The 20,364-nt window shown below is 72.4% G+C and carries 24 protein-coding genes; 4 read left to right on the top strand and 20 right to left on the bottom strand.

Features of this window, described 5'->3' with window-relative positions; translation table 11 throughout:
- Window positions 1-31 precede the first annotated feature (31 nt).
- The gene (locus tag MMR14E_RS06195; protein WP_331313311.1) at window positions 32-1,045 is read left to right on the top strand and encodes an alpha/beta hydrolase; all 1,014 of its coding nucleotides are present in this window, start codon (window positions 32-34) and stop codon (window positions 1,043-1,045) included.
- Window positions 1,046-1,049: 4 nt separating this feature from the next.
- Here the strand turns inward: MMR14E_RS06195 and MMR14E_RS06190 are convergent, their stop codons facing one another.
- The 4 genes from MMR14E_RS06190 to MMR14E_RS06175 form a co-directional block, all read right to left on the bottom strand.
- On the bottom strand, window positions 1,050-2,288 hold the full coding sequence (locus tag MMR14E_RS06190) for a peptide ABC transporter permease (protein ID WP_331313310.1): 1,239 nt from the start codon (window positions 2,286-2,288) through the stop codon (window positions 1,050-1,052).
- 106 nt (window positions 2,289-2,394) lie between these two features.
- Window positions 2,395-2,919 carry a DUF2937 family protein gene (locus MMR14E_RS06185; RefSeq protein WP_331313309.1) on the bottom strand — a complete coding sequence of 175 codons (525 nt, stop codon included), beginning with the start codon at window positions 2,917-2,919 and terminating at the stop codon, window positions 2,395-2,397.
- Between the two features lie 90 nt (window positions 2,920-3,009).
- Entirely contained in the window at window positions 3,010-4,023 is a 1,014-nt protein-coding gene (locus MMR14E_RS06180) for a WD40 repeat domain-containing protein (protein ID WP_331313308.1), read from the bottom strand.
- A complete protein-coding gene (locus tag MMR14E_RS06175; protein ID WP_331313307.1) occupies window positions 4,020-4,694 on the bottom strand; it encodes a YoaK family protein in 675 nt (224 codons plus the stop codon). The genes MMR14E_RS06180 and MMR14E_RS06175 overlap by 4 nt, the downstream gene beginning before the upstream one ends.
- A gap of 207 nt (window positions 4,695-4,901) precedes the next feature.
- Between MMR14E_RS06175 and MMR14E_RS06170 the strand changes: the two genes are divergently transcribed.
- Both MMR14E_RS06170 and MMR14E_RS06165 read left to right on the top strand, forming a co-directional pair.
- Window positions 4,902-5,333, top strand: coding sequence for a response regulator (locus MMR14E_RS06170; protein WP_331313306.1), 432 nt, complete (start codon window positions 4,902-4,904; stop codon window positions 5,331-5,333).
- 24 nt (window positions 5,334-5,357) lie between these two features.
- Window positions 5,358-5,723 (top strand): photosystem reaction center subunit H, encoded by a 366-nt coding sequence (locus tag MMR14E_RS06165; RefSeq protein ID WP_331313305.1) that lies wholly within the window; start codon window positions 5,358-5,360, stop codon window positions 5,721-5,723.
- 26 nt (window positions 5,724-5,749) lie between these two features.
- Here MMR14E_RS06165 and MMR14E_RS06160 read toward each other — a convergent pair whose 3' ends face one another.
- From MMR14E_RS06160 to MMR14E_RS06085, 16 genes are all read right to left on the bottom strand, one after another.
- Window positions 5,750-6,379 (bottom strand): DUF2939 domain-containing protein, encoded by a 630-nt coding sequence (locus MMR14E_RS06160; protein ID WP_331313304.1) that lies wholly within the window; start codon window positions 6,377-6,379, stop codon window positions 5,750-5,752.
- A 24-nt stretch (window positions 6,380-6,403) separates the two neighbouring features.
- Entirely contained in the window at window positions 6,404-6,958 is a 555-nt protein-coding gene (locus MMR14E_RS06155; protein ID WP_331313303.1) for an RNA pyrophosphohydrolase, read from the bottom strand.
- Between the two features lie 94 nt (window positions 6,959-7,052).
- Window positions 7,053-8,288: a divergent polysaccharide deacetylase family protein gene (locus tag MMR14E_RS06150; protein WP_331313302.1), complete on the bottom strand. Its 1,236-nt coding sequence runs from the start codon at window positions 8,286-8,288 to the stop codon at window positions 7,053-7,055.
- Window positions 8,289-8,461: 173 nt separating this feature from the next.
- Complete coding sequence (locus MMR14E_RS06145) at window positions 8,462-9,802, bottom strand: S41 family peptidase (RefSeq protein ID WP_331313301.1); 1,341 nt, start codon at window positions 9,800-9,802, stop codon at window positions 8,462-8,464.
- Window positions 9,802-11,163 (bottom strand): murein hydrolase activator EnvC family protein, encoded by a 1,362-nt coding sequence (locus MMR14E_RS06140; RefSeq protein WP_331313300.1) that lies wholly within the window; start codon window positions 11,161-11,163, stop codon window positions 9,802-9,804. Before MMR14E_RS06140 ends, MMR14E_RS06145 begins: the two co-directional genes overlap by 1 nt.
- A gap of 12 nt (window positions 11,164-11,175) precedes the next feature.
- Window positions 11,176-11,670 carry a 23S rRNA (pseudouridine(1915)-N(3))-methyltransferase RlmH gene (gene rlmH / locus MMR14E_RS06135; RefSeq protein WP_331313299.1) on the bottom strand — a complete coding sequence of 165 codons (495 nt, stop codon included), beginning with the start codon at window positions 11,668-11,670 and terminating at the stop codon, window positions 11,176-11,178.
- Window positions 11,671-11,686: 16 nt separating this feature from the next.
- Window positions 11,687-11,986 carry a ribosome silencing factor gene (gene rsfS, locus MMR14E_RS06130; RefSeq protein WP_419539305.1) on the bottom strand — a complete coding sequence of 100 codons (300 nt, stop codon included), beginning with the start codon at window positions 11,984-11,986 and terminating at the stop codon, window positions 11,687-11,689.
- A gap of 162 nt (window positions 11,987-12,148) precedes the next feature.
- Window positions 12,149-12,808, bottom strand: coding sequence for a nicotinate-nucleotide adenylyltransferase (locus MMR14E_RS06125; RefSeq protein WP_331313298.1), 660 nt, complete (start codon window positions 12,806-12,808; stop codon window positions 12,149-12,151).
- A 19-nt stretch (window positions 12,809-12,827) separates the two neighbouring features.
- Entirely contained in the window at window positions 12,828-14,126 is a 1,299-nt protein-coding gene (locus MMR14E_RS06120) for a glutamate-5-semialdehyde dehydrogenase (RefSeq protein ID WP_331313297.1), read from the bottom strand.
- A gap of 159 nt (window positions 14,127-14,285) precedes the next feature.
- Complete coding sequence (gene proB / locus MMR14E_RS06115; protein WP_331313296.1) at window positions 14,286-15,401, bottom strand: glutamate 5-kinase; 1,116 nt, start codon at window positions 15,399-15,401, stop codon at window positions 14,286-14,288.
- Window positions 15,402-15,471: 70 nt separating this feature from the next.
- Window positions 15,472-16,500 carry a GTPase ObgE gene (gene obgE, locus MMR14E_RS06110; RefSeq protein WP_331313295.1) on the bottom strand — a complete coding sequence of 343 codons (1,029 nt, stop codon included), beginning with the start codon at window positions 16,498-16,500 and terminating at the stop codon, window positions 15,472-15,474.
- A gap of 88 nt (window positions 16,501-16,588) precedes the next feature.
- Window positions 16,589-17,185 (bottom strand): GNAT family N-acetyltransferase, encoded by a 597-nt coding sequence (locus MMR14E_RS06105; protein ID WP_331313294.1) that lies wholly within the window; start codon window positions 17,183-17,185, stop codon window positions 16,589-16,591.
- A gap of 186 nt (window positions 17,186-17,371) precedes the next feature.
- The gene (gene rpmA, locus MMR14E_RS06100) at window positions 17,372-17,638 is read right to left on the bottom strand and encodes a 50S ribosomal protein L27 (RefSeq protein ID WP_331313293.1); all 267 of its coding nucleotides are present in this window, start codon (window positions 17,636-17,638) and stop codon (window positions 17,372-17,374) included.
- Between the two features lie 86 nt (window positions 17,639-17,724).
- The gene (gene rplU / locus MMR14E_RS06095; RefSeq protein WP_331313292.1) at window positions 17,725-18,039 is read right to left on the bottom strand and encodes a 50S ribosomal protein L21; all 315 of its coding nucleotides are present in this window, start codon (window positions 18,037-18,039) and stop codon (window positions 17,725-17,727) included.
- A 189-nt stretch (window positions 18,040-18,228) separates the two neighbouring features.
- Complete coding sequence (locus MMR14E_RS06090) at window positions 18,229-18,612, bottom strand: hypothetical protein (RefSeq protein ID WP_331313291.1); 384 nt, start codon at window positions 18,610-18,612, stop codon at window positions 18,229-18,231.
- 284 nt (window positions 18,613-18,896) lie between these two features.
- Window positions 18,897-19,529, bottom strand: a complete 633-nt coding sequence (locus tag MMR14E_RS06085; protein ID WP_331313290.1) for a YceI family protein — start codon at window positions 19,527-19,529, stop codon at window positions 18,897-18,899.
- Between the two features lie 132 nt (window positions 19,530-19,661).
- Between MMR14E_RS06085 and ruvA the strand changes: the two genes are divergently transcribed.
- The gene (ruvA, locus tag MMR14E_RS06080; RefSeq protein ID WP_331313289.1) at window positions 19,662-20,279 is read left to right on the top strand and encodes a Holliday junction branch migration protein RuvA; all 618 of its coding nucleotides are present in this window, start codon (window positions 19,662-19,664) and stop codon (window positions 20,277-20,279) included.
- Window positions 20,280-20,364: the final 85 nt, after the last annotated feature.

Below are 20,364 nucleotides of genomic sequence, written 5' to 3'. Positions count from 1 at the left end.
TTCCGCGCGCGGCCTGATCCGGGAGATGTCCTTGCGCCTCGACCGCCGTGTCCTGCTCGCCGGTCTCGGAAGCGTCCTCGGGCTGCCCAGCGCCCGGGCGGAGGGCTCCGCGAAGACGGCACCGCAGCCCGCCCCACACGAGTCGGTCCGGGCGCTGCCGCGCTCGCTGCCCGGCGCGGACCTGCAGGTGATCGAGCTCTGGCCCGGCGCGCCGCCGGGCGGCGGCGACGGGCCGAACGCGGACGGCTACCGCTACGTCGAGGGGACGTTCGGCGACATCACCCGGGTCGCGCGGCCCTGTCTGCTGGTCATGCGGCCCGCCAACCCCAACGGCGCCGCGATGATCGTCGCGGCCGGCGGCGGCTACGAGTTCATCGCCATCGGCAACGAGGGCGTCCCGGTGGGCCGCGTCCTGAACGCCGCCGGCATCACGGTCTTCCTCCTCGTCTACCGCCTGCCCGCGGAGGCCTGGGGCTCGGGGCCGGACGCGCCGCGGCAGGATGCGCAGCGCGCCCTCCGGCTGGTCCGGGCGCGCGGCGCGGAGTTCGGCATCGACCCCGCCCGGGTCGGGGTGCTCGGCTTCTCGGCGGGCGGCCACCTGATGGGCGAGACCGCGGTCGGGAGCGCCCGGGACCTCTACGCGGGCGTCGACACCGCCGACGCCCAGCCCATCCGGCCCGTGCTGGCCGGTCTGATCTACCCGGTCATCACCATGCGCAAGCCGTTCGACCGGACCGCGACACGCCGCATCCTGGTCGGCGACGAGGTCACCCCCGACGAGATGAAGACCTACTCGGTGGATTTGCAGGTCGGGCCGGAGACGCCGCCGACCTTCCTGGTCCAGGCGATCGACGATCCCGTCGCGGTGGCTGACCATCCGCTGCTGATGTTCTCGGCGCTGCGGAAGGCGCGGGTCCCGGCCGAGCTGCACCTGTTCGAGCGCGGCGGCCACGGCTTCGGCCTCGGCGCACCCGGGACGCCCGCGGCAGCCTGGCCGGGCCTGTTCCTGGCCTGGATCCGCCTGCACGGCTTCCTGCGCGCCTGATCGCTCACTCCCCCCGCGTCTGCAGACGGTGCAGCTTGGCGACCTTCGGCCGGCTGGTCCGAAACTGGCCGCGCTCCACCGCGACGAAGACCACGATCGCGATGGCGAGCGTCGTCAGCCACCAGACCGCGGTCAGACCGACGCTCAGGCAGGCCACCGTGAAGGCGGCCGCGAAGCAGCCCATCGCGCCGGGCACCAGCGCCGGGCCGTCCCGACCCGCCCGCCGGATCGACGCGTACAGGGCGAAGGCGGCGGCCAGCGCGCCGACGATGCCGAGCTCGTACCAGAACTCGAAGAGCGCCGTGGTCGGTGCGTTGGCCGGCAGGAGGCCGACCAGGCGTCCGCGCAGGGCCGTCTCGAAGCCGTGTCCGGTGATCAGCCGCACCGGGTCGGAGGTCACGACCTTCTGCCAGCTCTTCAGCGACAGCACCGCGGGTGCGACCGGGCCGAGGAGGGCGGCGCCCACCGGCCGCGCCAGGAAGGGGAGCAGCGGAGCCGCTGCCAGCAGGGCGGCCGAGAGGATGGCGGTGAGCGACACGCCGAGCCGCGGCCGGTAGCTCGTCGCCGCGAAGGCGACGGCGCCGACCGACAGGGCGGCGATCTGGGTCCCGTCCGGCTGGACCGTGAGGGCGAGGGCGACGAGCAGCGCGAGGCCCAGCGCCTCCCGGTCGCGGCGCCGGGACCGCAGCCACGCCAGGGCCGGCCAGAGGAGCAGGATGAGCAGGACGAGCCCGCGATCGAGCGCGCCGTCATCCTCGACGCCGGACGGCGCCAAGTGGGCGCCGAACAGCCCGAGCATGATCGCCACGATCGCGCCCGCCACGACGCCGAGCGGCAGGAGATAGAGGTTCGCCGAGCGCATCCGGTCGGGCAGGGCGAGGTAGCCCAGGAGGGCGAGGCCGATCGTTGCGCCGAGATTGGCGAGCCGCTCGAGCGCCGGCCCGAGGAAAGGCGTCCAGGTCAGCGACAGGGCCGACCAGAGGACGACCAGCATGCCGGCCAGGAAGGCCGGAGCGTTCAAGAGGCGGAAGGTCGCCGGGCGGACCGGGCGCTGGCGCCGGTCGATGACGCTGGCGATGATCAGCAGGATCACGGCGATCGGCGCGAGGATCACCGAGGCGCGGCGGGCCACCTGCGCGAGGACGGGGAGAACCACGAACAGGCCGAAGAAGCCGATACGCCGCAGCAGGGCGGCGGCGTCGAGCGCCGGATCGATGGTGGTGGAGTTCGACGCGCGCGGCATCTTGCGCCTTCTCCCGGACCGGGACGGCCGGATCCCTGCTCGATACGCAAGGCCCGCGCAAGCCGCTGTAGACGTGGCGCCACAGTCCGGCCCGTGCGAACCGCGCCTACACCGCGGTGGCGGTCTCCCGCGGGCGCCGGCGGACGGCCCGCCGGCCGACATCCGAGGCGACGCGCCAGCCGCCCCACGCGACGAAGAACCCGATCAGACCGGCGGCGAGGCCGTCGGCACTCGTGGGCACGGCCGGGCTGAAGTCGCGATAGGCGGCCTCGGCCACCGGCAGGTCGGGATCGCGCAGCATCGCCACCACCCGGCCCAGGGGGCTCGTCGCCGCATTCAGGGCCTGTTGCTGGGCGCTCAGGCGAGCGAGGCGCGCGATGTCGGACTGGGCGGCCTCGCCGCGGCGGGCGACCAGCTGGTCCGGGCTGGCCCGCAGCCGATCGACGGCGCCCTCGCGCGTCGTGCCGGACGCCTGCGCGTCGGATTCGAGGACCGCCACCTGTCGACGGAGCTCGTCCGCGGCGCCGCCGAGGCGCTGCGCGTATTGCTGCGCGAATTCGGGAGCCTGCGCGGCGACCACGCCTCCGAGCAGGCCGAGGGCGAGGCCGAAGGTGCGGAACACGCGAAACATGTCTGGCCTCCGGCGCAATCGACCCCCGACAAAGAGCACGCGCGGGGCCGCGGTTCCAGCCGGGGCGCCGCGACGACCGGCTCGGAGGGCTCAGGCCGGCAGCGTCAGGAGCCCGGCCTTGCCGTCGGCGCAGCCGAACAGCAGACGGCTGCCGCGCGCGTCCCAGCCGAGCGCCGTGACGCCGCTGCCCTGGACGGCCGGGCGCACCAGCAACTCGGCCGCGTCGGTGAAGCGGACGAGCAGGATGCAGCCGTCCTCGTAGCCCATGGCCAGCACGGGCGCCTTCGGGTGGAACGCCACGCGGGCGACGCGGGCGGGCCGGACACCGCATTCCCGCGGCGCCTTGCCGGTCGGACCCTCCTTGCTGTCGAAGGGCCACACGATCGCCGCCTCGGCACCGCTGGTGGCCAGCCAGTTCCCGTCGAACGACCACGACATCGATCGGACCTTGCCGGGGTAGCCCGACATCCGCATGTGGCCGCGATCCGGCTGGAGGCGCCAGCCGTGCAGGCTGTTCTCCTGCATGGTCGAGACCACGAAGCGCCCGTCCGGCGACCACGTGACGTCGATATGCGAGCCCTTCCAGGTGATCACCTCGGCGGGCGTCTCCAGGTTGGGGTACCAGAGGCTCACGCCGTTGTAGTGGGCGACGCCCAGCCGGTAGCCCTTGGGCGCGAAGACGAGGCCGCGGGCGGAGGACGGCGCCTCGAAGGTCTTCTCGCGGCCCTTGGCGTCGCGGGCCACGACGGTGCGGCCGGCCGACCACGCCACGGCGCCGTCGGGATGGGCGGCGAGCGCGTCGATCCACGCGCCGCCCTTGGCGAGGCCGACCTGCTCCATCGCGCCATCGGCGCGGATCGACACCACCCGGCCGTCGTCGCCCCCGGTGAGGAGCCGGTCGGCTCCGGCCGCCGCGACGAGGATCCCGCTGTCGGGATGCGCGGCGACACGGGCGATCCCGTCGTCCCGGACCAGCGCGACCGTACCGTCGCTCAGCGCCAGGACCGGCTCATCCTTGAGGAAATGCGCGGCGAGCACGTGCTCGCCGGGCTCGAGCGCGGCGACGTGGCTGGTGAGGGACGGGTTGCTGACGGGGCTGCTCATGTCGGGGGGACCTTCGCGGCCGGCGGCGCGGTGCGCAAGACCAGGAACGCGGTTATCGACGCCAGCCCGCCCGAGATCGCCGCGGGGGCGACGAGCGCGTACAGGCCGAACTGCTGGTAGGCGTGCGCGCCCAGATAGGCGCCGAACAGCAGCGAGATCCAGACGAGGGCGTCGCCGAGCCAGCCGAGCGGATCGCCGGTCCGGGTCAGGGCCTGCGCGATCTTCTGGCCGAGGCTGAACAGCGCGCCGGTCACGAAGGTCGTGCCGGCCCGGAATCCCTTCACCTGCGCCAGGACCGCGTTCTGGGATCCCATCGCCACGGCGACGAAGAAGGCCGCGAGGCCGAGTTCGGGCGACTGGAGACCGAGCCCCAGACTGGCGAGGACCAGCAGGGACTCGTAGGCGAGGACCGCCGGCGTGGCCCACCGCGGCGGCACCAGGATCGCCAGCCCGCTCCCGAGGACCGATCCCGTCAGGAACGCGGCGATCAGGATCGCGGGGAGGATCATGCGGTGCGGCTCGACCTGGGCGCCGAGCACCGCGAGCTGCGTAGTGTTGCCGCTCATGAAGGATGTGTAGAGCCCCCCCAGCCGGACGAAGCCGAGGGCGTCGACGTAGCCGGCCATTCCCGTGAGGAGCAGGCCGACGCCCAACTGCCAGCGGCGGTTCACGCTTCGCCCTCCTGCGCGCTCACCGGTAACGTTCCGTTAACCATTCCGGCGCCTTCGTTGAGGGGTGCCGGGCCGCGGTTAACGCGCCGCTCACCAAACCCGAGCAATTCGATGCAAACACGGTGAACGCCGCGTCGGAGGGGGCCGTTGCCCCAGCGATCCGGCTCGGGGACACCGTGCCCCCGCCGGGTGAGTGGGAGTTGCGTCATGGTTCCGTTCGCCGCCGCTTTCGTCTGCCCGACCCTGCCCGTTCCGGACCGGGGCGCCGCCACGATCCTGGTCGTCGAGGACGAGCCGACCGTGTGCGAGCTGGCCGCCGAGGCGCTCCTCGACGAGGGGTACCGGGTGCTCACCGCCGCGGATGCCTGGGAGGCCGAGGCGATCCTGGCGCGGGAGAGCGTCGACCTGCTCTTCACCGATATCGATCTGGCCCGCAACACGGACGGCCTGTCGCTCGCCCGGTGCGCCCGCCGGCTCTCGCCGGATCTGCCGGTCGTCTACACCTCCGGCGGCCGGGCGTCGCTCGCGGCCTGCGAGGCCGTTCCGGGCTCGGTCTTCGTGCCGAAGCCGTACCGGCCGAGCCAACTCGTGGCGCTGACGCAGGACGTCCTGCGCACCGCGCCCCTCCACACCTTCTGAACTGGACCTCCGAGGATATCCGCCATGTGGCGCTCTCTTCCCGCAATCGGCCTCGCGCTCGCCGCCGCGGTCGCTGCATCGCCGGCCCGGGCCGCCTGCGACGTGAAGGGGGCGCAGATCGAGGAGGCGATCGCCAAGAAGAGCGAGCTCCGTGAAGACGCCAACGCCCAGCTGGTGCGCGATCTCCGGACCCTGCGCGACGCCGCGATCGTCCTCGAGAGCTACAAGTTCCCGGGCGAGTGCGAGGTCCTGCTCGGGATCGTGCGCTCGCTGCTCGCCAACCCCGCGAAGACCATCGAGCAGAGCGGCGACACGGACGAGGAGAAGGCCGAGGACCTGATCGAGGCGCGCGAGCCCAAGGCCGCGGTGGGCGCCCCGAAGGCGAAGTAGCGACCCCGCGTCGGCGCCGCGCCCGGTCAGCGCTCCTCGCCCGCGCTGGCCCCGATCTTGGCACGCGCCAGCGCGCGGCTGAGCTTGGCGGCGATCTGCTCGCGCAGCGTGTCGGCCATCTCGATGTCCACGAGGCGCCAGCTCAGGCCGCGCAGCCGCAGCCGGATCCGCGTGCGCTCGGCGCGGGATCCCTCCGGCGGGATCGGGATCACGACCGCGCGGAACCCGCGCATCTCCAGGGCCGCGTAGTACGGCATGAGCCGCCCGAGGCTGCGGATGACCAGACCCTCCGGCCGGGTGCCGGCCGGCCGCTCGACGTCGAGCTTGTCGGGCCAGCCGTTGGCCAGCAGATCCATCACGGTCTCCGGCGTGACCATCGTCTCGGACAGCGCCAGGGCGAGGCCGTAGGCGGCGTCGTTGAGGCGCTGCCGGTCGCGGGGCTCCAGGTCGGAATCGGTCTCGGCGGCGACGCGCATCGCGGCGGTGATCTGCCGGACCAGCGACAGGCGCAGCGTCCGGAAGTTCACGTGGCTCTCGACGTAGGCGGCGTCGTGCCGGCGCACCGCCTGCGCGAGATCGTAGAGCGACCAGAGGGGGCTCATCGTGAAGGCGAGCCACGCCAGGGCGAGGGCGACGGGGACTGCGAGCCAGCGCACGGGCTCAGCGCCCCGTCCGCGCGGTCATGACCGCGCCGCCCATCGATCGAGGCCGGAGAATGCCGCGACGACGCGCTCGTAGACCGGCCGCTTGAACGGAACGATCAGGTCCGGAAGTTCGGACAGGTGCGCCCAGCGCCAGGCGTCGAACTCCGCCTTGTGGGCACCGCCGCCCGGTCTGAGCACGTCGATCAGATCCTCGCTCCCGACGAATCCGTAGGCGAACCATTTCTGCGTCTGGCCCCGGTAGCGACCCTTCCAGGCCTGCTTCATCACCGCGGGCGGCAGGTCGTAGGGCAGCCAGTCCGGGATCTCGGCCAGGAGCTTCACGGCCTCCGGCGGAACGTTGGTCTCCTCGTAGAGCTCGCGGCGCGCGGCGGCCTCGGCGCCCTCGCCGGGATCGATGCCGCCCTGCGGCATCTGCCACATGTGCGGACCGTCGACGTGTTCAGGACCCGCCTCCTTGCTGCGGCGCCCGACGAACACACCGCCGGAAGGTGCGATGAGGGCGATGCCCACGCAGGGCCGATAGGGCAGGGCGGTGCCCGGGTCCGAATCCGTTACCATCGCGGCGACCATAGGTCAGGGGTGGGCGAGGCGGCAACGGCGACCAAGTCTTCACCGGCCCGGACGGTGCCGGATCTACTTGCGCTGACTTCGAACACGGACGCGCTCAATCGGCCGTGGAGACACGCTTGTCGCGGGCGCCCCGCAGCGCCACGCTCGCCGGCACCAGGCGCAGCCCGCGCGAATCGATCTCCTTCGCCCAGCGGGCGATCCGATCGACGCTCAGCGGTGTCCCGGTCGCCGAGACCAGGGCGAAGCCGTTGGCACGGGCCCGGGCCTCGGCCTGGGCGAGCGCGGCGTCGATCGCGTCGGCGCGCGGCGTGGCGTCGAGGACGATCTCCGCGCGGGCGAACGGCGTCTTGCCCTTGTTGGCCGGCGGCGCCGCAGGTTTCGGGGCCGTGCCGTCATCGATAAACCCGAGACCGCGGGCACCGATCTCGCGCAGGACCGGCTCGAAGGCCGCGTCGGCCATCAGCTTCGAGCCCATGAAATTCACCAGGCCGACGTAGCCCGGGAAACGGCTCAGCGCCCAGGCCAGGCGGTCCGCGTTCTCCGGTCCCCGCAACGCGGTCAGCAGCGTCTGCGGTCCCGGGTCGCTGTCGGGATAATCGAAGGGCTCCATCGGGAGCTGCAGGAAGACCTCGTGTCCGGCGTCGCGCGCCCGGGCGGCCGCGCGCTCGGTCTCCCCGCCGTAGGGCAGGAAGGCGAGGCTCACGGCGGCGGGCAGGCGCGCGGTGGCGCCGGCGGTGGCGGCCTGGCCGACGCCGAGACCGGTCACCACGATCGCGATGCGCGGCCCGGAGCCGGCCTCCTCGGACCGGGCGTAGACGTCGAGGGCACGGATGCGGCCCTCGCCCAGCTTCGGCATGACGCCGTGTCGGCCGGATTCGCTGATCCGCGGATCCGGAGCCTGGGCGAGCCGCGGGGCGCTCGGCGGCGGCACGCGGATCACCACGGCCTCGCTCGGCCCGCTGCCGGCCGGGCGAACGACCGTGACGCCGGAGGCGGTCTCGACCTCCTCGGCGCTGCGCTGGAGCGGCGCGGTTCCGGGGTTGGTCGTCGTGACCTGGGGTTGCTGCACGGCCGGCGCCTGCGCGGCCGGCCGGGCCGCGGGTTCGCGCATCGTGATCGCCACCTGGACGCTGGGCTCGCCGCCGTGGGGATCGCCCAGAGCGAGCACCAGGCCCGCCGCCACCGCGAAGCCGGTCGCGAGCGCCGCGGCCGCGATCTTGGGCCTGCGGGCGGCCGCGATCAGCCGTCCGATCCGGCCTGCGGGCTGCTCCGGCGCCGCCTCCGGCACCCCGAGGGGGCGCGTGAGGATATCGTCGGTGGACTCGGTCAAGCGGCTCTCGATACGGGATCGCGGTTCCTGCGCCGGTCGGCGCGGTCCCAACCCACGCGTCCATTGCGGCCGGGTATGGTTAATGTTCCGCTAAGCTCGGTCCCAGAACGGGAAATCCCGCCCGGCGGGACGCCGGACGGGATCGGGTCAGAGCGGCACTCGGTCCTGCGCGATCAGTTCGGCAGGCTGGGCTTCTGCTGCTGCGGTGCGGGCGTTCCGTTGGCGGCGCCCTTCTGGATGCCGTGGAGGAAGTCGACGGCCGCGATCAGCTGCTTGTCCTTGGCCGGATCCGGCGGGACGTAGGCGGAGGACCCGCCGCGCTCGTCGGTGTCCTTCTGCTTCAGGTGGCCCTTGAGCCCCGCCTCGCCCTTGGTCTCGTCCTTGCCCTTCAGCTCGTCCGGCACGTCCTGCGTGACCTCGACGTCCGGCTCGATGCCCTTCGCCTGGATCGAGCGGCCCGACGGCGTGTAGTAGCGCGCCGTGGTGAGCCGGAGCGCGCCGGAGCCGCCGAGCGGGATGATCGACTGGACCGAGCCCTTGCCGAAGGAGCGCGTACCCATGATGGTCGCGCGCTTGTGATCCTGAAGGGCGCCGGCCACGATCTCGGAGGCCGAGGCGGAGCCGCCGTTGACGAGCACCACGATCGGCTTGCCCTTGGTCAGATCCCCGGCCTTGGCGGAGAAGCGCTGGGTCTCGTCCGGGTTGCGGCCGCGGGTGGAGACGATCTCGCCGCGATCGAGGAACGCGTCGGAGACCATCACGGCCTGATCGAGCAGGCCGCCCGGGTTGTTGCGCAGGTCGACGATGTAGCCCTTGATCTTGTCGGCACCGATCTCGCCCGTGAGCTTGTCGATCGCGGCCCGCATGCCGTCGAAGGTCTGCTCGTTGAACTGGGTCAGGCGGATGTAGGCGACGTCGCCGCCCTCGACCTTCGAGCGCACCGGCTTGATCTTGATGACGTCGCGGGTGAGCGTGACGTCGATCGGATCCTTCGATTCCTTGCGGGTGATCTTGAGCTTGACGCTCGAGTTGACGGGCCCGCGCATCTTGTCGACCGCCTGGTTCAGGGTGAGGCCCTGGACCTGATCGTCGTCGATCTGCGTGATGACGTCGTTCGCGAGCAGGCCCGCCTTCGCCGCGGGCGTGTCGTCGATCGGCGTGACGACCTTGATCAGGCCGTCCTCCATCGTGACCTCGATGCCGAGCCCGCCGAACTCGCCGCGGGTGGTGGTCTGCATGTCGCGGAACGCCTTCGCGTCCATGTAGCTCGAGTGCGGATCGAGCGACGTCAGCATGCCGTTGACGGCCGCCTCGATCATCTTCGACTCGTCCGGCTTCTCGACGTAGTCGGTGCGGACCTTCTCGAAGACGTCGCCGAACAGGCTGAGCTGGCGGTAGGTCTCGGCCGAAGCGGCGACGGCCCGCGGACCCGACAGGAAGTCGGTCTGGGTCGCCACCATGGACGTTCCGGCACCGAGGAAGGCGCCGAGCATGATCAGGGAAGTCTTGCGCATCAGCCGCGAACCTTCTCGCCAAGTACCGTATTGTTCGGGCTCTTCGCCCACCACGGCTCCGGATCGATGGAGCCGCCGTCCTTCTTGAACTCGACGTAGAGCGTCGGATCACCCTCGGACCCGCCAGGACCCGCGCCCTTGTCGCCCATGTTGCCGACCGGTTCGCCCGCGAGCACGAACTGACCGACCTCGACGCTGATCTGGTCCATTCCCGCGAGCAGAAGATAGTAGCCGTCGCCCGCGTTGATGATCAAGAGTTGGCCATAGGACCGAAACGGCCCGGCGAACTGCACCCACCCGTCGGCCGGCGAGGAGACCGACGCCTTCGGGCGGGTCGTGAACGACACGCCGCGGGTCGTCCCGCCATTGCCATCGGGCTGGTTGAAGCCCCGTGCGACGCGACCGCTCACCGGCCGCGGCACTTCGCCCCGCGCGTCGGCGAAATGCACCTTGGGGGCCAGCCGCGCGGGGTCGCGGAAGCCGGCCGCGGCGAACCGCTCCTGGGTGATGCGCACCTCGCGCTCCGCGGCGGCCTTGGCCTCCTCGGCGGAGCGCTTCGCCGCCGCGACCTCCGCCTCCGTCCGGTCGAGCAGGTCCTTCAGGGTCTTGGCCTGGGCGCCGAGCTCGGTGGCGCGGCGGCGTTCGGCCGTGAGGCCGCTCTCCACCTCCGCCTGCCGCGCGCGCCGGGCGGCGACCAGCGCCTGGAGGCGCTGCTGCTCCCGCGCCCAGCCTGCGAGATCGTTCGAGAGGCCTTCCTTGTCCTGCGCGATCAAACCGCGCAGCCTGATCATTTCCGCGAGATCGGCCGCGAGCGTGTCGACCTCACCGCGCAGTTCCGGCACCACCGCGCCGAGCAGCATCGAGGTCCGGATCGCGGCCAGCACGTCCTCGGGACTGACCAGCACGGCCGGCGGCGGGCGGCGCCCCATGCGCTGGAGCGCCGCCAGGATCTCGGCGACGACGCCGCGCCGACCCTGCAGCGAGTGGCGGATCGCGGCCTCGCTCTCGCTCATCGCCTTCAGGCGCTCCTCCAGGCGGCTCAGGCGGTCTTCCGTCGCCTGCGCCTGCCGGTTCGCGTCGAGCAGGGCGGTGTCGAGCTTCGCGCGATCGGACCCGATCGCCGCGATCTCGGCCTCGAACTGCGCACGCTGTCCGGCGCTGGCGGCGAGGGCGTCCTGCACGCGCTTCAGGTTCTCGGTCCGGCGCTCCCGCTCCTCGTTGGCCCGCTGGATCGCCTCGGGATCGGTGGGCTTCGGGGTCTCGGCGCGCACCGCGGCGGTGATCGACAGCACGGCCAGCAGGGCGAGTGCCGCGCGCGCGCGCCGCGGCACGGGCTTCGGCTCGGCCTCGGGATCTGACATCCTCACGGCCGCTCAGCCCGCCTCACCGCGATGGTACGGGTGTCCGGCCAGGATCGTGAGGCTGCGATAGAGTTGTTCGAGGGCGAGCACGCGAACGAGTCCGTGGGGCAGGGTGGCGGCCCCGAACGACAGGATCAGCTCCGCCCGCGTCCGAATTGAGGCGTCCAGCCCGTCCGGCCCGCCGATCACCACGACCAGGGCCGGCCGGGCCGCGTCGCGCCAGCCGGCGACGCGCTCGGCCAAGGGCTCGCTGCCGAGATCGGCCCGACCGCGCTCGTCATAGGCGACGAGGACACCGCCCGCGGGCATATGGGTCGCGAGCGCCGCCGCCTCCTCGGCGCATCGGTCGGGGGCGCGACGGGCGCGGGATTCCGGGATCTCGGCCATGTCGCAGGACGGGAAGCCGAGGCTGCGCCCGAGCTGCGCGGCGCGGTCGCGATATCGTGACGCGAGTTCGCGCTCGGGCCCGGCCTTCAGCCGTCCGACCGCGGCCAGGACCAGGCGCACCGGACCGCCGTCCGGCCTAGCCGGCCGCGAGCCCGACGGGACGGTCGGCGCCCCACATCTTCTCGAGATTGTAGAAACCGCGGACCTCGGGGCGGAAGATGTGCACCAGCACGTCGCCGGCGTCGATCAGCACCCAGTCGCAGGCCGGCATGCCCTCGACCCGGGCGTTGCCGTAGCCGCGGTTCTTCATCTCCTGGATGATCTTGTCGGCGATCGAGCCGACGTGCCGCTGCGAGCGACCCGACGTGATGATCATCGTGTCGGCGAGCGAGGTCTTGCCGGCCAGATCGATCGCGATCGTCTCCTCGGCCTTCATGTCGTCGAGGCATTCGAGGGCGAGCGCCTTCAGGTCGTCCGAGCGCGCCTGACCGGCTTCGACCGGGGCCTGGACGGGGGTGCGGATCGTCTCCGTGTGACTGGTTTCGGGCAGAGTCCTGGTTCCTCGTTCTGCCGCACGGCGTCGTCGGGCCGCGCGGGATCAGGTGAAATTGGCGGTATCGGGCCGCGATTGCAACCGCGCAGGCTCCGGCCGCGCCGTCCGCGGACCCGTGCGCGCGCGGATCTGCGTGGACGACAGGGTCGAGCGGGGCCCGTGCAGGAACAGCCAGGCCGGCGGCGGCCGCAGCGCGAGCCCCGACGCCGCCGCCTCGGGAACCCGGGTGTCGGCGAGGCGCCGCGCGGCCCGGGCACTCAGCGGCGTCATGGTGAAGCCGGGGCGGTCGATCACGGCGATCGGCACGAGGCGGGCGATCTCGGCGAATCCCTTCCAGCGATGGAAGGTCCCGAGGGAATCGGCCCCCATGATCCAGACGAAGTGAACGCCCGGGCACCGGCGCGTGAGGAACCGCAGCGTCTGGACCGTGAAGCGGACGCCGAGCGCCGCCTCGAACCCCGTGACGGCGATCCGCGGGTGCCGGGCGATCGCGCGCGCCTGGGCGCACCGCGCCTCGACGGAGGGGAGGGCGCTCCGGCTCTTGAGCGGGTTCCCCGGGCTCACGAGCCACCAGACCCGGTCGAGGCCGAGCCGGCGCAGGGCCGCGAGCGTCACGTGCCGGTGGCCCAGATGGGCGGGGTTGAACGATCCGCCGTGGAGGCCGATCCGCATGCCGGGGGCGCTCGGCGGCAGGGTCAGCCGCACGCCGGGCCGTCGGTTCGCGTCACGGGCGGGTCTGTCCGCTGCCGTGGACCCGGTACTTGAACGTGGTCAGCTGCTCGACACCCACCGGGCCGCGCGCGTGCATCCGCCCGGTCGCGATGCCGATCTCGGCCCCGAAGCCGAACTCGCCGCCGTCGGCGAACTGCGTGGAGGCGTTGTGCGCGACGATCGCCGAGTCGACCTCGGCCAGGAAACGCGTCGCCTCGGCGTCGTTGTCGGTGATGATCGCGTCGGTGTGATGCGAGCCGTAGGTCTCGATGTGCTCGATGGCGGCCTCGATCCCGTCCACCACCCGCACCGCGATGATCGCGTCGAGGTATTCGGTGTGCCAGTCCTCTTCGGAGGCGGCGGTCACGCGCGGATCGACCGCGCGGGTCGCGGAATCGCCCCGGACCGCGCAGCCGGCGTCGAGCAGCGCCTGGACCAGCGGCGCGAGGTGCGTCTCCGCGCAGGCGCGGTCGACAAGCAGGGTCTCGGCGGCGCCGCAGACGCTGGTCCGGCGCATCTTGCTGTTGAGCAGCACGGTGCGGGCCATGTCGAGGTCGGCCGCTGCGGCGACGTAGACGTGGTTGATGCCGTCGAGATGGGCGAAGACCGGCACCCGTGCCTCGGCCTGGACGCGCTCCACGAGGCCGCGGCCGCCGCGCGGGACGATCACGTCGACGCAGCCGTCGAGGCCGGCGAGCATCAGCCCGACCGCGGCGCGGTCGCGGGTCGGCACCAGCTGGATCGCGTCCTCCGGCAGGCCCGCATCGGCGAGCCCCCGGCTCATGGCCTTCGCGATCGCCATGGCGCTGCGGTGGCTGTCCGACCCGGCGCGGAGGATCGCCGCGTTGCCGGCCTTGAGGCAGAGCGCGCCGGCATCCGCCGTCACGTTGGGACGCGCCTCGAAGATGACGCCGACCACGCCGAGCGGCACCGCGATGCGCTCGATCAGCAGGCCGTTCGGCCGCTCGATCGCGGCGAGCTGGCGCCCGACCGGATCGGCCAGCGACCCGACCTTCTCGACGGCGTCCGCGATGGCCGCGAGGCGCCCGGGATCGAGCGTGAGCCGGTCGACCAGCGCGGCGGTCTGGCCCGCGCTGCGGGCCGCGGCCACGTCCCGAGCGTTCGCGCTCAGGATCTCGTCGCGGCTGGCGCGGATCCGCTCGGCGATCAGCTTGAGCGCCACGTCCTTGGTGCGCGCCGAGGCCAGCGCCATGCGCCGCGCCGCCGCCCGGGCGCGGCGGCCGATCGCCGCCATCTGCTCCGGAAGGGCGTCGGCCTCGGCGAAGTCCGATCTCAGGTTCAGGACGGGCACGCTGGCGTCCTCTTGTGTCGACGGCCGCGCGCGCGGCCCGGACGGGGGAGAGCGCCGTATTTGCACATCGCGCGCCGTCCCGACAAGAGTGCCGGGCCGGGAAGGATGGCGATCATCGAGACGAAAAATTGTAAATCAACAAGCTTGAATCGGCGATTTCTAGAACAGTGCCAAGTCATCGCGGTGCACCATCCAGGCACGACCGGGATAGTTGAGCAGTTCGGGAATGCGCGCGCTCGGATGACCGATGATCAGCGCGGCTTCGGCGCTGTCGTAGGCCACCAGGCCGCGGCCGAGGATCCGGCCCTCCGGATCGCGGATCATGACAGCGTCGCCGCGGGAGAAGCTGCCCTCGATCGCCCGCACGCCCACCGGGAGCAGGCTGGCCCCGCTCCGGAGCGCCTGCTCGGCGCCCGCGTCGATCGTCAGGGTGCCGCGCGGCTCCAGCGAGCCGGCGATCCAGGTTTTCCGGGCGGCCGTGGGCGTGGAGCCCGACAGGAACCACGTGCAGCGCGCCCCGTCCCGCACGGCCCGGAGCGGATTCTTCCCGCGCCCGTCCGCGATGACCAAGTGCGTACCGCCCGAGGCCGCGATCTTGGCGGCCTCGACCTTGGTGCGCATGCCGCCCCGCGACAGCTCGGAGGCCGGGCCGCCGGCCATCGCCTCGATCTCCGGGGTGATGCGGTCGACCACGGCGAGGTGGCGCGCCTCCGGATCGCTCTGGGGCGGCGCGGTGTAGAGGCCGTCGATGTCGGAGAACAGCACCAGCACGTCGGCGTCGATCATGGTGGCGACCCGGGCGGCGAGCCGGTCGTTGTCGCCGTAGCGGATCTCCGAGGTCGCCACCGTGTCGTTCTCGTTCACGACCGGGACCGCGCGCATCTCCAGGAGCTTCAGCACGGTGGCGCGGGCGTTGAGGTAGCGGCGGCGCTCCTCGGTGTCCTGCGGCGTCACGAGGATCTGGCCGGCGACGATGCCGTGATGGCCCAGGGCCTCAGCCCAGTGGCGCGCCAGGGTGATCTGCCCCACCGACGCTGCGCCCTGGCTCTCCTCCAGGCGCAGGACGCCGGGCGGCAGGCCCAGCACCGTCCGGCCGAGGGCGATGCTGCCCGAGGACACGACCAGGACGTCCACGCCCCGCGCGTGCAGCTCCGCGATGTCCTCGGCCAGCGCGGCGAGCCAGGCGTGGCGCAGGCGGCCGGCACTGCGATCGACCAGCAGGGCCGAGCCGACCTTGATGACCACACGGCGGAATTCTTCGAGGGCGGGGATCATGATTCTTGCGAGGAGGCGCGTACGAGGCGGGTGTGAACCAAGACCCGCCCTTTGAACAGTCGGTCGAGGGTCACGGCTGCCAGGCGGCCACCGGCTTCCGTTCGGCCTCGGCGCTGGCATCGATCTCCGCCTGGAGCGCCCGCAGCGCCTCGGGCACGCCCTTGCGGCTCGCCGAGGACAGGACCAGCGGCGCGCGGCCGGCGGCGCGTTTCAGCTTGGCCACCTGGCTCTTGAGCGTGTCGGCGTCGAGGGCGTCGGCCTTCGACAGCGCCACGATCTCGGGCTTCTCCGCGAGTCCGTTGCCGTAGGCCTCGATCTCGCCGCGGACCAGCTTGTAGGTCTTGCCGGCATGCTCGCTCGTGCCGTCGACGAGGTGCAGCAGCACCCGGCAGCGCTCGACATGGGCGAGGAACTTGTCGCCGAGGCCGACGCCCTCGTGGGCGCCCTCGATCAGTCCCGGGATGTCGGCGAGCACGAACTCGCGCCCGTCCGACCGCACCACGCCGAGGCCGGGATGCAGGGTCGTGAACGGGTAGTCGGCGATCTTCGGCTTCGCCGCGGTGACGCTCGCCAGGAAGGTCGACTTGCCGGCATTCGGGAGCCCGACGAGTCCGGCATCTGCGATCAGCTTGAGCCGCAGCCAGATCCACATCTCCTGGCCTTCCAGGCCGGGATTGGCGTGTTTCGGGGCCCGGTTCGTGGAGGTCGTGAAGTAGGCGTTGCCGAAGCCGCCGTTGCCGCCCTTGGCGAGGCGGATCTTCTGGCCGACCTCGGTCAGGTCGGCGAGCAGCGTCTCGCCGTCCTCGGAGAAGATCTGCGTGCCGGCCGGGACCTTCAGGACCGTGTCGGCGCCGTTGGCGCCGTGGCAGTTCGAGCCCATGCCGTGCTCGCCCTTCTTGGCCTTGAAGTGCTGCTGGTAGCGGTAGTCGATCAGGGTGTTGAGACCCTCGACGCACTCCACCCAGACATCGCCGCCGCGGCCGCCGTCACCGCCGTTCGGTCCACCGAACTCGATGAACTTCTCGCGCCGGAACGAGACGCAGCCGGGACCGCCATCACCGGAGCGGACATAGACCTTGGCTTCGTCGAGGAACTTCACGACCTGAATCCTTTGTCGGGCGCGGATTCGCGACCCGCACCATCACCCTGTCGGCGGCCGCCGGCCAGCCCGGCGCCGCGGGGCCGCCTCAGGCGGCCCGAGTCATCGCCGGCTCCGATGCCGGATTCTGCCAGCGCCGCCGGTCGAGACTGAAGAGATCGATCGGCAGGTCCACGCCGCGCGCTGGGAAGGGCCGGGACGCGCTGCCGGTCGGCACGAAGCCGCAGGCTTCCAGCACGCGCCGGGACGCCGGGTTGACCGCGCGGGCCGAAGCGGCGAGTTCCGTCCCGCCGGTATAGGCGAAGAAGGCGTGGCACAGAGCCGTCGCGGCCTCGGCCATCAGGCCGCTGCCCCAGTAGGGCTGCCCGAGCCAGTAGCCGAGTTCCGGCGGCGCGCCGGCCCGCCCCTCGATGCTGATGACACCGATGAGGCTGCCGGGCGCCGCCCGCGGCGCGAGAGCGAGTGTGAGCGCGGAGCCCGCGGCGTTCTGCGCGCGCGCCTGCAGCAGGAACGCGTCCACCTCCGGGGCCGGGAGCGGGTGCGGCACCCGTGCCAGCATCTCGGCCACCGACGGGTCGCCGGCCAGCTTCAGGATCGCGTTCCTGTCCTTGGCGGTCGGCCAGCGCAGCCACAGCCGCCGCGTTTCGATCCGGAAAACGTCATCACGGGTCAGATCGGGGAACATCGTGCCCTCGCAGGGCGGCGCGCCCGGATCCGGGGCACCGCCTCAAGACGACGAAGGGGAGGATGGCGTCCCATCCTCCCCGGTGTTCCGTCCGACCCGGCCCGTCAGGGGCTCGGCAACGACGTCTCCGGTCCGGTGTGGGACACCGGGCGGGACGCCAGCTTCGCCACTCAGGGCGCCCGCCTCTTATTCCGCGGCCTCGGCCAGCGGGGTAACAGCTACGAAGGCGCGCCCGCGGCGCGTCTCGAAGCGGACATGGCCCGGTACCAGCGCGAAGATCGTGTGGTCCTTGCCCATGCCGACATTGGCGCCGGGATGCCATTTGGTGCCGCGCTGACGCACGATGATGTTGCCCGGAATCACGGCCTCCGAGCCGAACTTCTTGACGCCGAGGCGCCGGCCTTCCGAGTCGCGACCGTTGCGGGACGAACCGCCAGCCTTCTTGTGTGCCATGGGATGAGCTCCGAATTCTGTGTGGCGTGGATGCGGTCGCGGATCGGTCCCTCAGGGGACCGTACGCGCCCAGCGTCTGGCGTGCGTCAGGCCGAGATGCCCGTGATGCGCACGACCGTGTGGTCCTGCCGGTGACCGCGGCGGCGGCGGGAGTTCTGCCGGCGGCGCTTCTTGAAGGCGATGACCTTCTTGTCGCGACCGTGGCGCACGATCTCGCCCGTGACGCTGATGCCCGACAGGGTCGGGGCGCCGACCTGGGTCGCGCCCGCGCCGTCGGCGAACAGGAGGACCTCGCCGAAGGTCACGGCCTCGCCGGCCTCGCCCGCCAGGGAGGCGATGGTGATGGTGTCGTTGGCGGCGACGCGGTACTGCTTACCGCCCGTCTTGATGACTGCGAACATCGTTCTCTCGTGTTCTCGAACGGCCTCCGGGGCGGTTGCCCCTGGACCGGCTTCTTGTTTGAAGTCATTGCGCGGGCGTTCGGCCCGGACAACGCGAAACGCGCGGACCCCAGCAGAGGCCGCGCGCCATGCGGGGTCACTACGGGTGCGGCGGCGCCGTGTCAATCCGCGCCAACCTGAAGGGCGGCGTCAGCGGATCGGCGCGCCGGTCGCCAGGATGCCCTTCGCGACGCTGCCCGCCGGGCCGAAGGCGGCCAGCGCCTGCGCGCACCAGGTGTCCCGGCCGTCGGCGGCGAGCTGCTGACGCACCTGCGTGGCGCGGGTGCGCAGCTTCTCCTCCAGCATCGCCTCCTGCCCGGCATTGACCCGGGCCGCGAGGCGGAGCGTCGTCAACTGGCCGGCGCGGACCTGCACGCCCGGACAGGCCTGCTCGGCGATGATGGTCGTGGCCGCTGCCGACGCGTAGTTGTCGAGGGGTGAGGCCGGGGCTGCCGGGCTGGCCGGCGCCTGCGCGGCGGCCGTCCCCGCGAGGCTCAGCGTCAGGGCAAGAGTGGGGACACCGACACGCCGCACGGCTCTGATCTCCAGGGTTGGTATCGATCGGCGCGGTGACGCGCCCGCCCCGCTCGGGACGATGCCGGGCGTTGCGCGGGAGACGGGTGGTCCTGGGAGGCCAGCGTCCCGCGGCGGCACCGCGACGGCGGCTGACTACACCCCCGGCAGCGGGGCGTCACCCGTCGCGTGGCCTCTCGCGCCGGGTCCGATGCCGGCCGTGCAGGGGCCCGGCACCGAGACGGCACCGCGGGTCCCGGATCGGTCGCGACCCGGCGGGATGACAGGGAGCGGCCGGCGTTCGGTCAGGGCGCGGCCTTGAACTCGCCCTCGATGCGCAGGCTGACCTCGTCGCCGAGCTGCGGCAGGTAGGCGTTGATGCCGAAATCCGAGCGCTTGACGACAGCGCGCCCGTCGAAGCCGACGGTGTAGCGCTGATCCACCGGATGGATGCCGGCCTGGTTGAAGGTGGCGTCGATCGCGAACGGCCGGACCGTCCCCCGCAGGTTGAGGTCGCCGGTGATCCGCGCGGTGGTCGGACTGGTGGGCTCGACCTTGGTGGCGGTGAAGGTGGCGGTCGGGAACTTGGCCGTGTCGAAGAAGTCGGGAGCCGCGAGGTGCTCGTTCAGCCGCGCGCTGCCGGTCAGGACGCCGCCGAGCGGCACGGTCACCTCCAGGCGACTCTTCTCCGGCGCCTTGGGATCGAGCTGGAGGGTGCCGCTGAGCCCCGCGAACTGGCCGTAATAGGTCGAATAGCCGAGATGCGAGACCGACCACGTGATCTTGCCATGGTCCGGATCGAGCACGTAGCTGCCGGGTCGGACCTGTGTCGGGTCCGCGCTCGGCGCCACGGGGGCGGGCGGGGCCGCCGGGTCGTCCGCGGCCCGGGCCGGGCCGGCGCAGATCAGGCCGATCAGGACAAGAAGTGGCGCGCGCATGGTCATCCCCCCGCGACCGGCCAAGCTCGGCCGGCGCGGGCCCGTGATTTCATGATCTCCCTCCGCGCTCAAGCACGTCTGGCGGAGGCCGACGCGGTTCTGTAGGCAGGCCGAGGCAGCGGCAGGCAAGGCATGATTGGCAAGCTCAAGGGCGTCGTGGACTCGTTCGGCGAGGATTTCGTGATCCTCGACGTGTCGGGTGTCGGCTACATCGTCCACTGCTCGGCGCGGACCCTCCAGCGCATGCCCAAGGTCGGCGAGCCCGCGGAACTGTCGATCGAGACCCACGTCCGCGAGGACATGATCCGCCTCTACGGCTTCCGCTCGGACGCCGAGCGGGAGTGGTTCCGCCTGCTCCAGACCGTCCAGGGCGTCGGCGCGCGGGTGGCGCTCGGCGTGCTCTCGGTGCTGGAGCCCGAGGCGCTGGCGAGCGCCATCGCCACCGGCGACAAGGGCTCGATCAGCCGGGCCCCGGGGGTCGGGCCGCGCCTCGCCGCCCGGCTCGCCGCCGAGCTCAAGGACAAGGCGCCGGCCTTCGCACCCGTCGACCCCGCGCTGGTCGCCCTGACGGGCGCCGTCGAGGAGGGCGCCGCCCCGCAGCCGGTGGCGGACGCCGTCTCGGCCCTGGTCAATCTCGGCTACCCGCAGGTCCAGGCCGCCGCCGCCATCGCGGCCGCGCTGAAGGGCGCGGGGGAGGGCGCCGAAGCGAAGGTGCTGATCCGGCTGGGCCTGCGCGAGCTCGCCCGCTGACGGCCCGACCCGACAGACCTGACGCGCCCCCTAGACGTGACACTTGGGGCGCAGTCAGATCGCGCGCCCTTGACCCGCGCGCCCT

The organism is Methylobacterium mesophilicum (assembly GCF_036441335.1).
Taxonomy (GTDB): Bacteria; Pseudomonadota; Alphaproteobacteria; order Rhizobiales; family Beijerinckiaceae; genus Methylobacterium; species Methylobacterium mesophilicum_B.
This window is presented reverse-complemented; position numbering and strand designations above follow the sequence as displayed.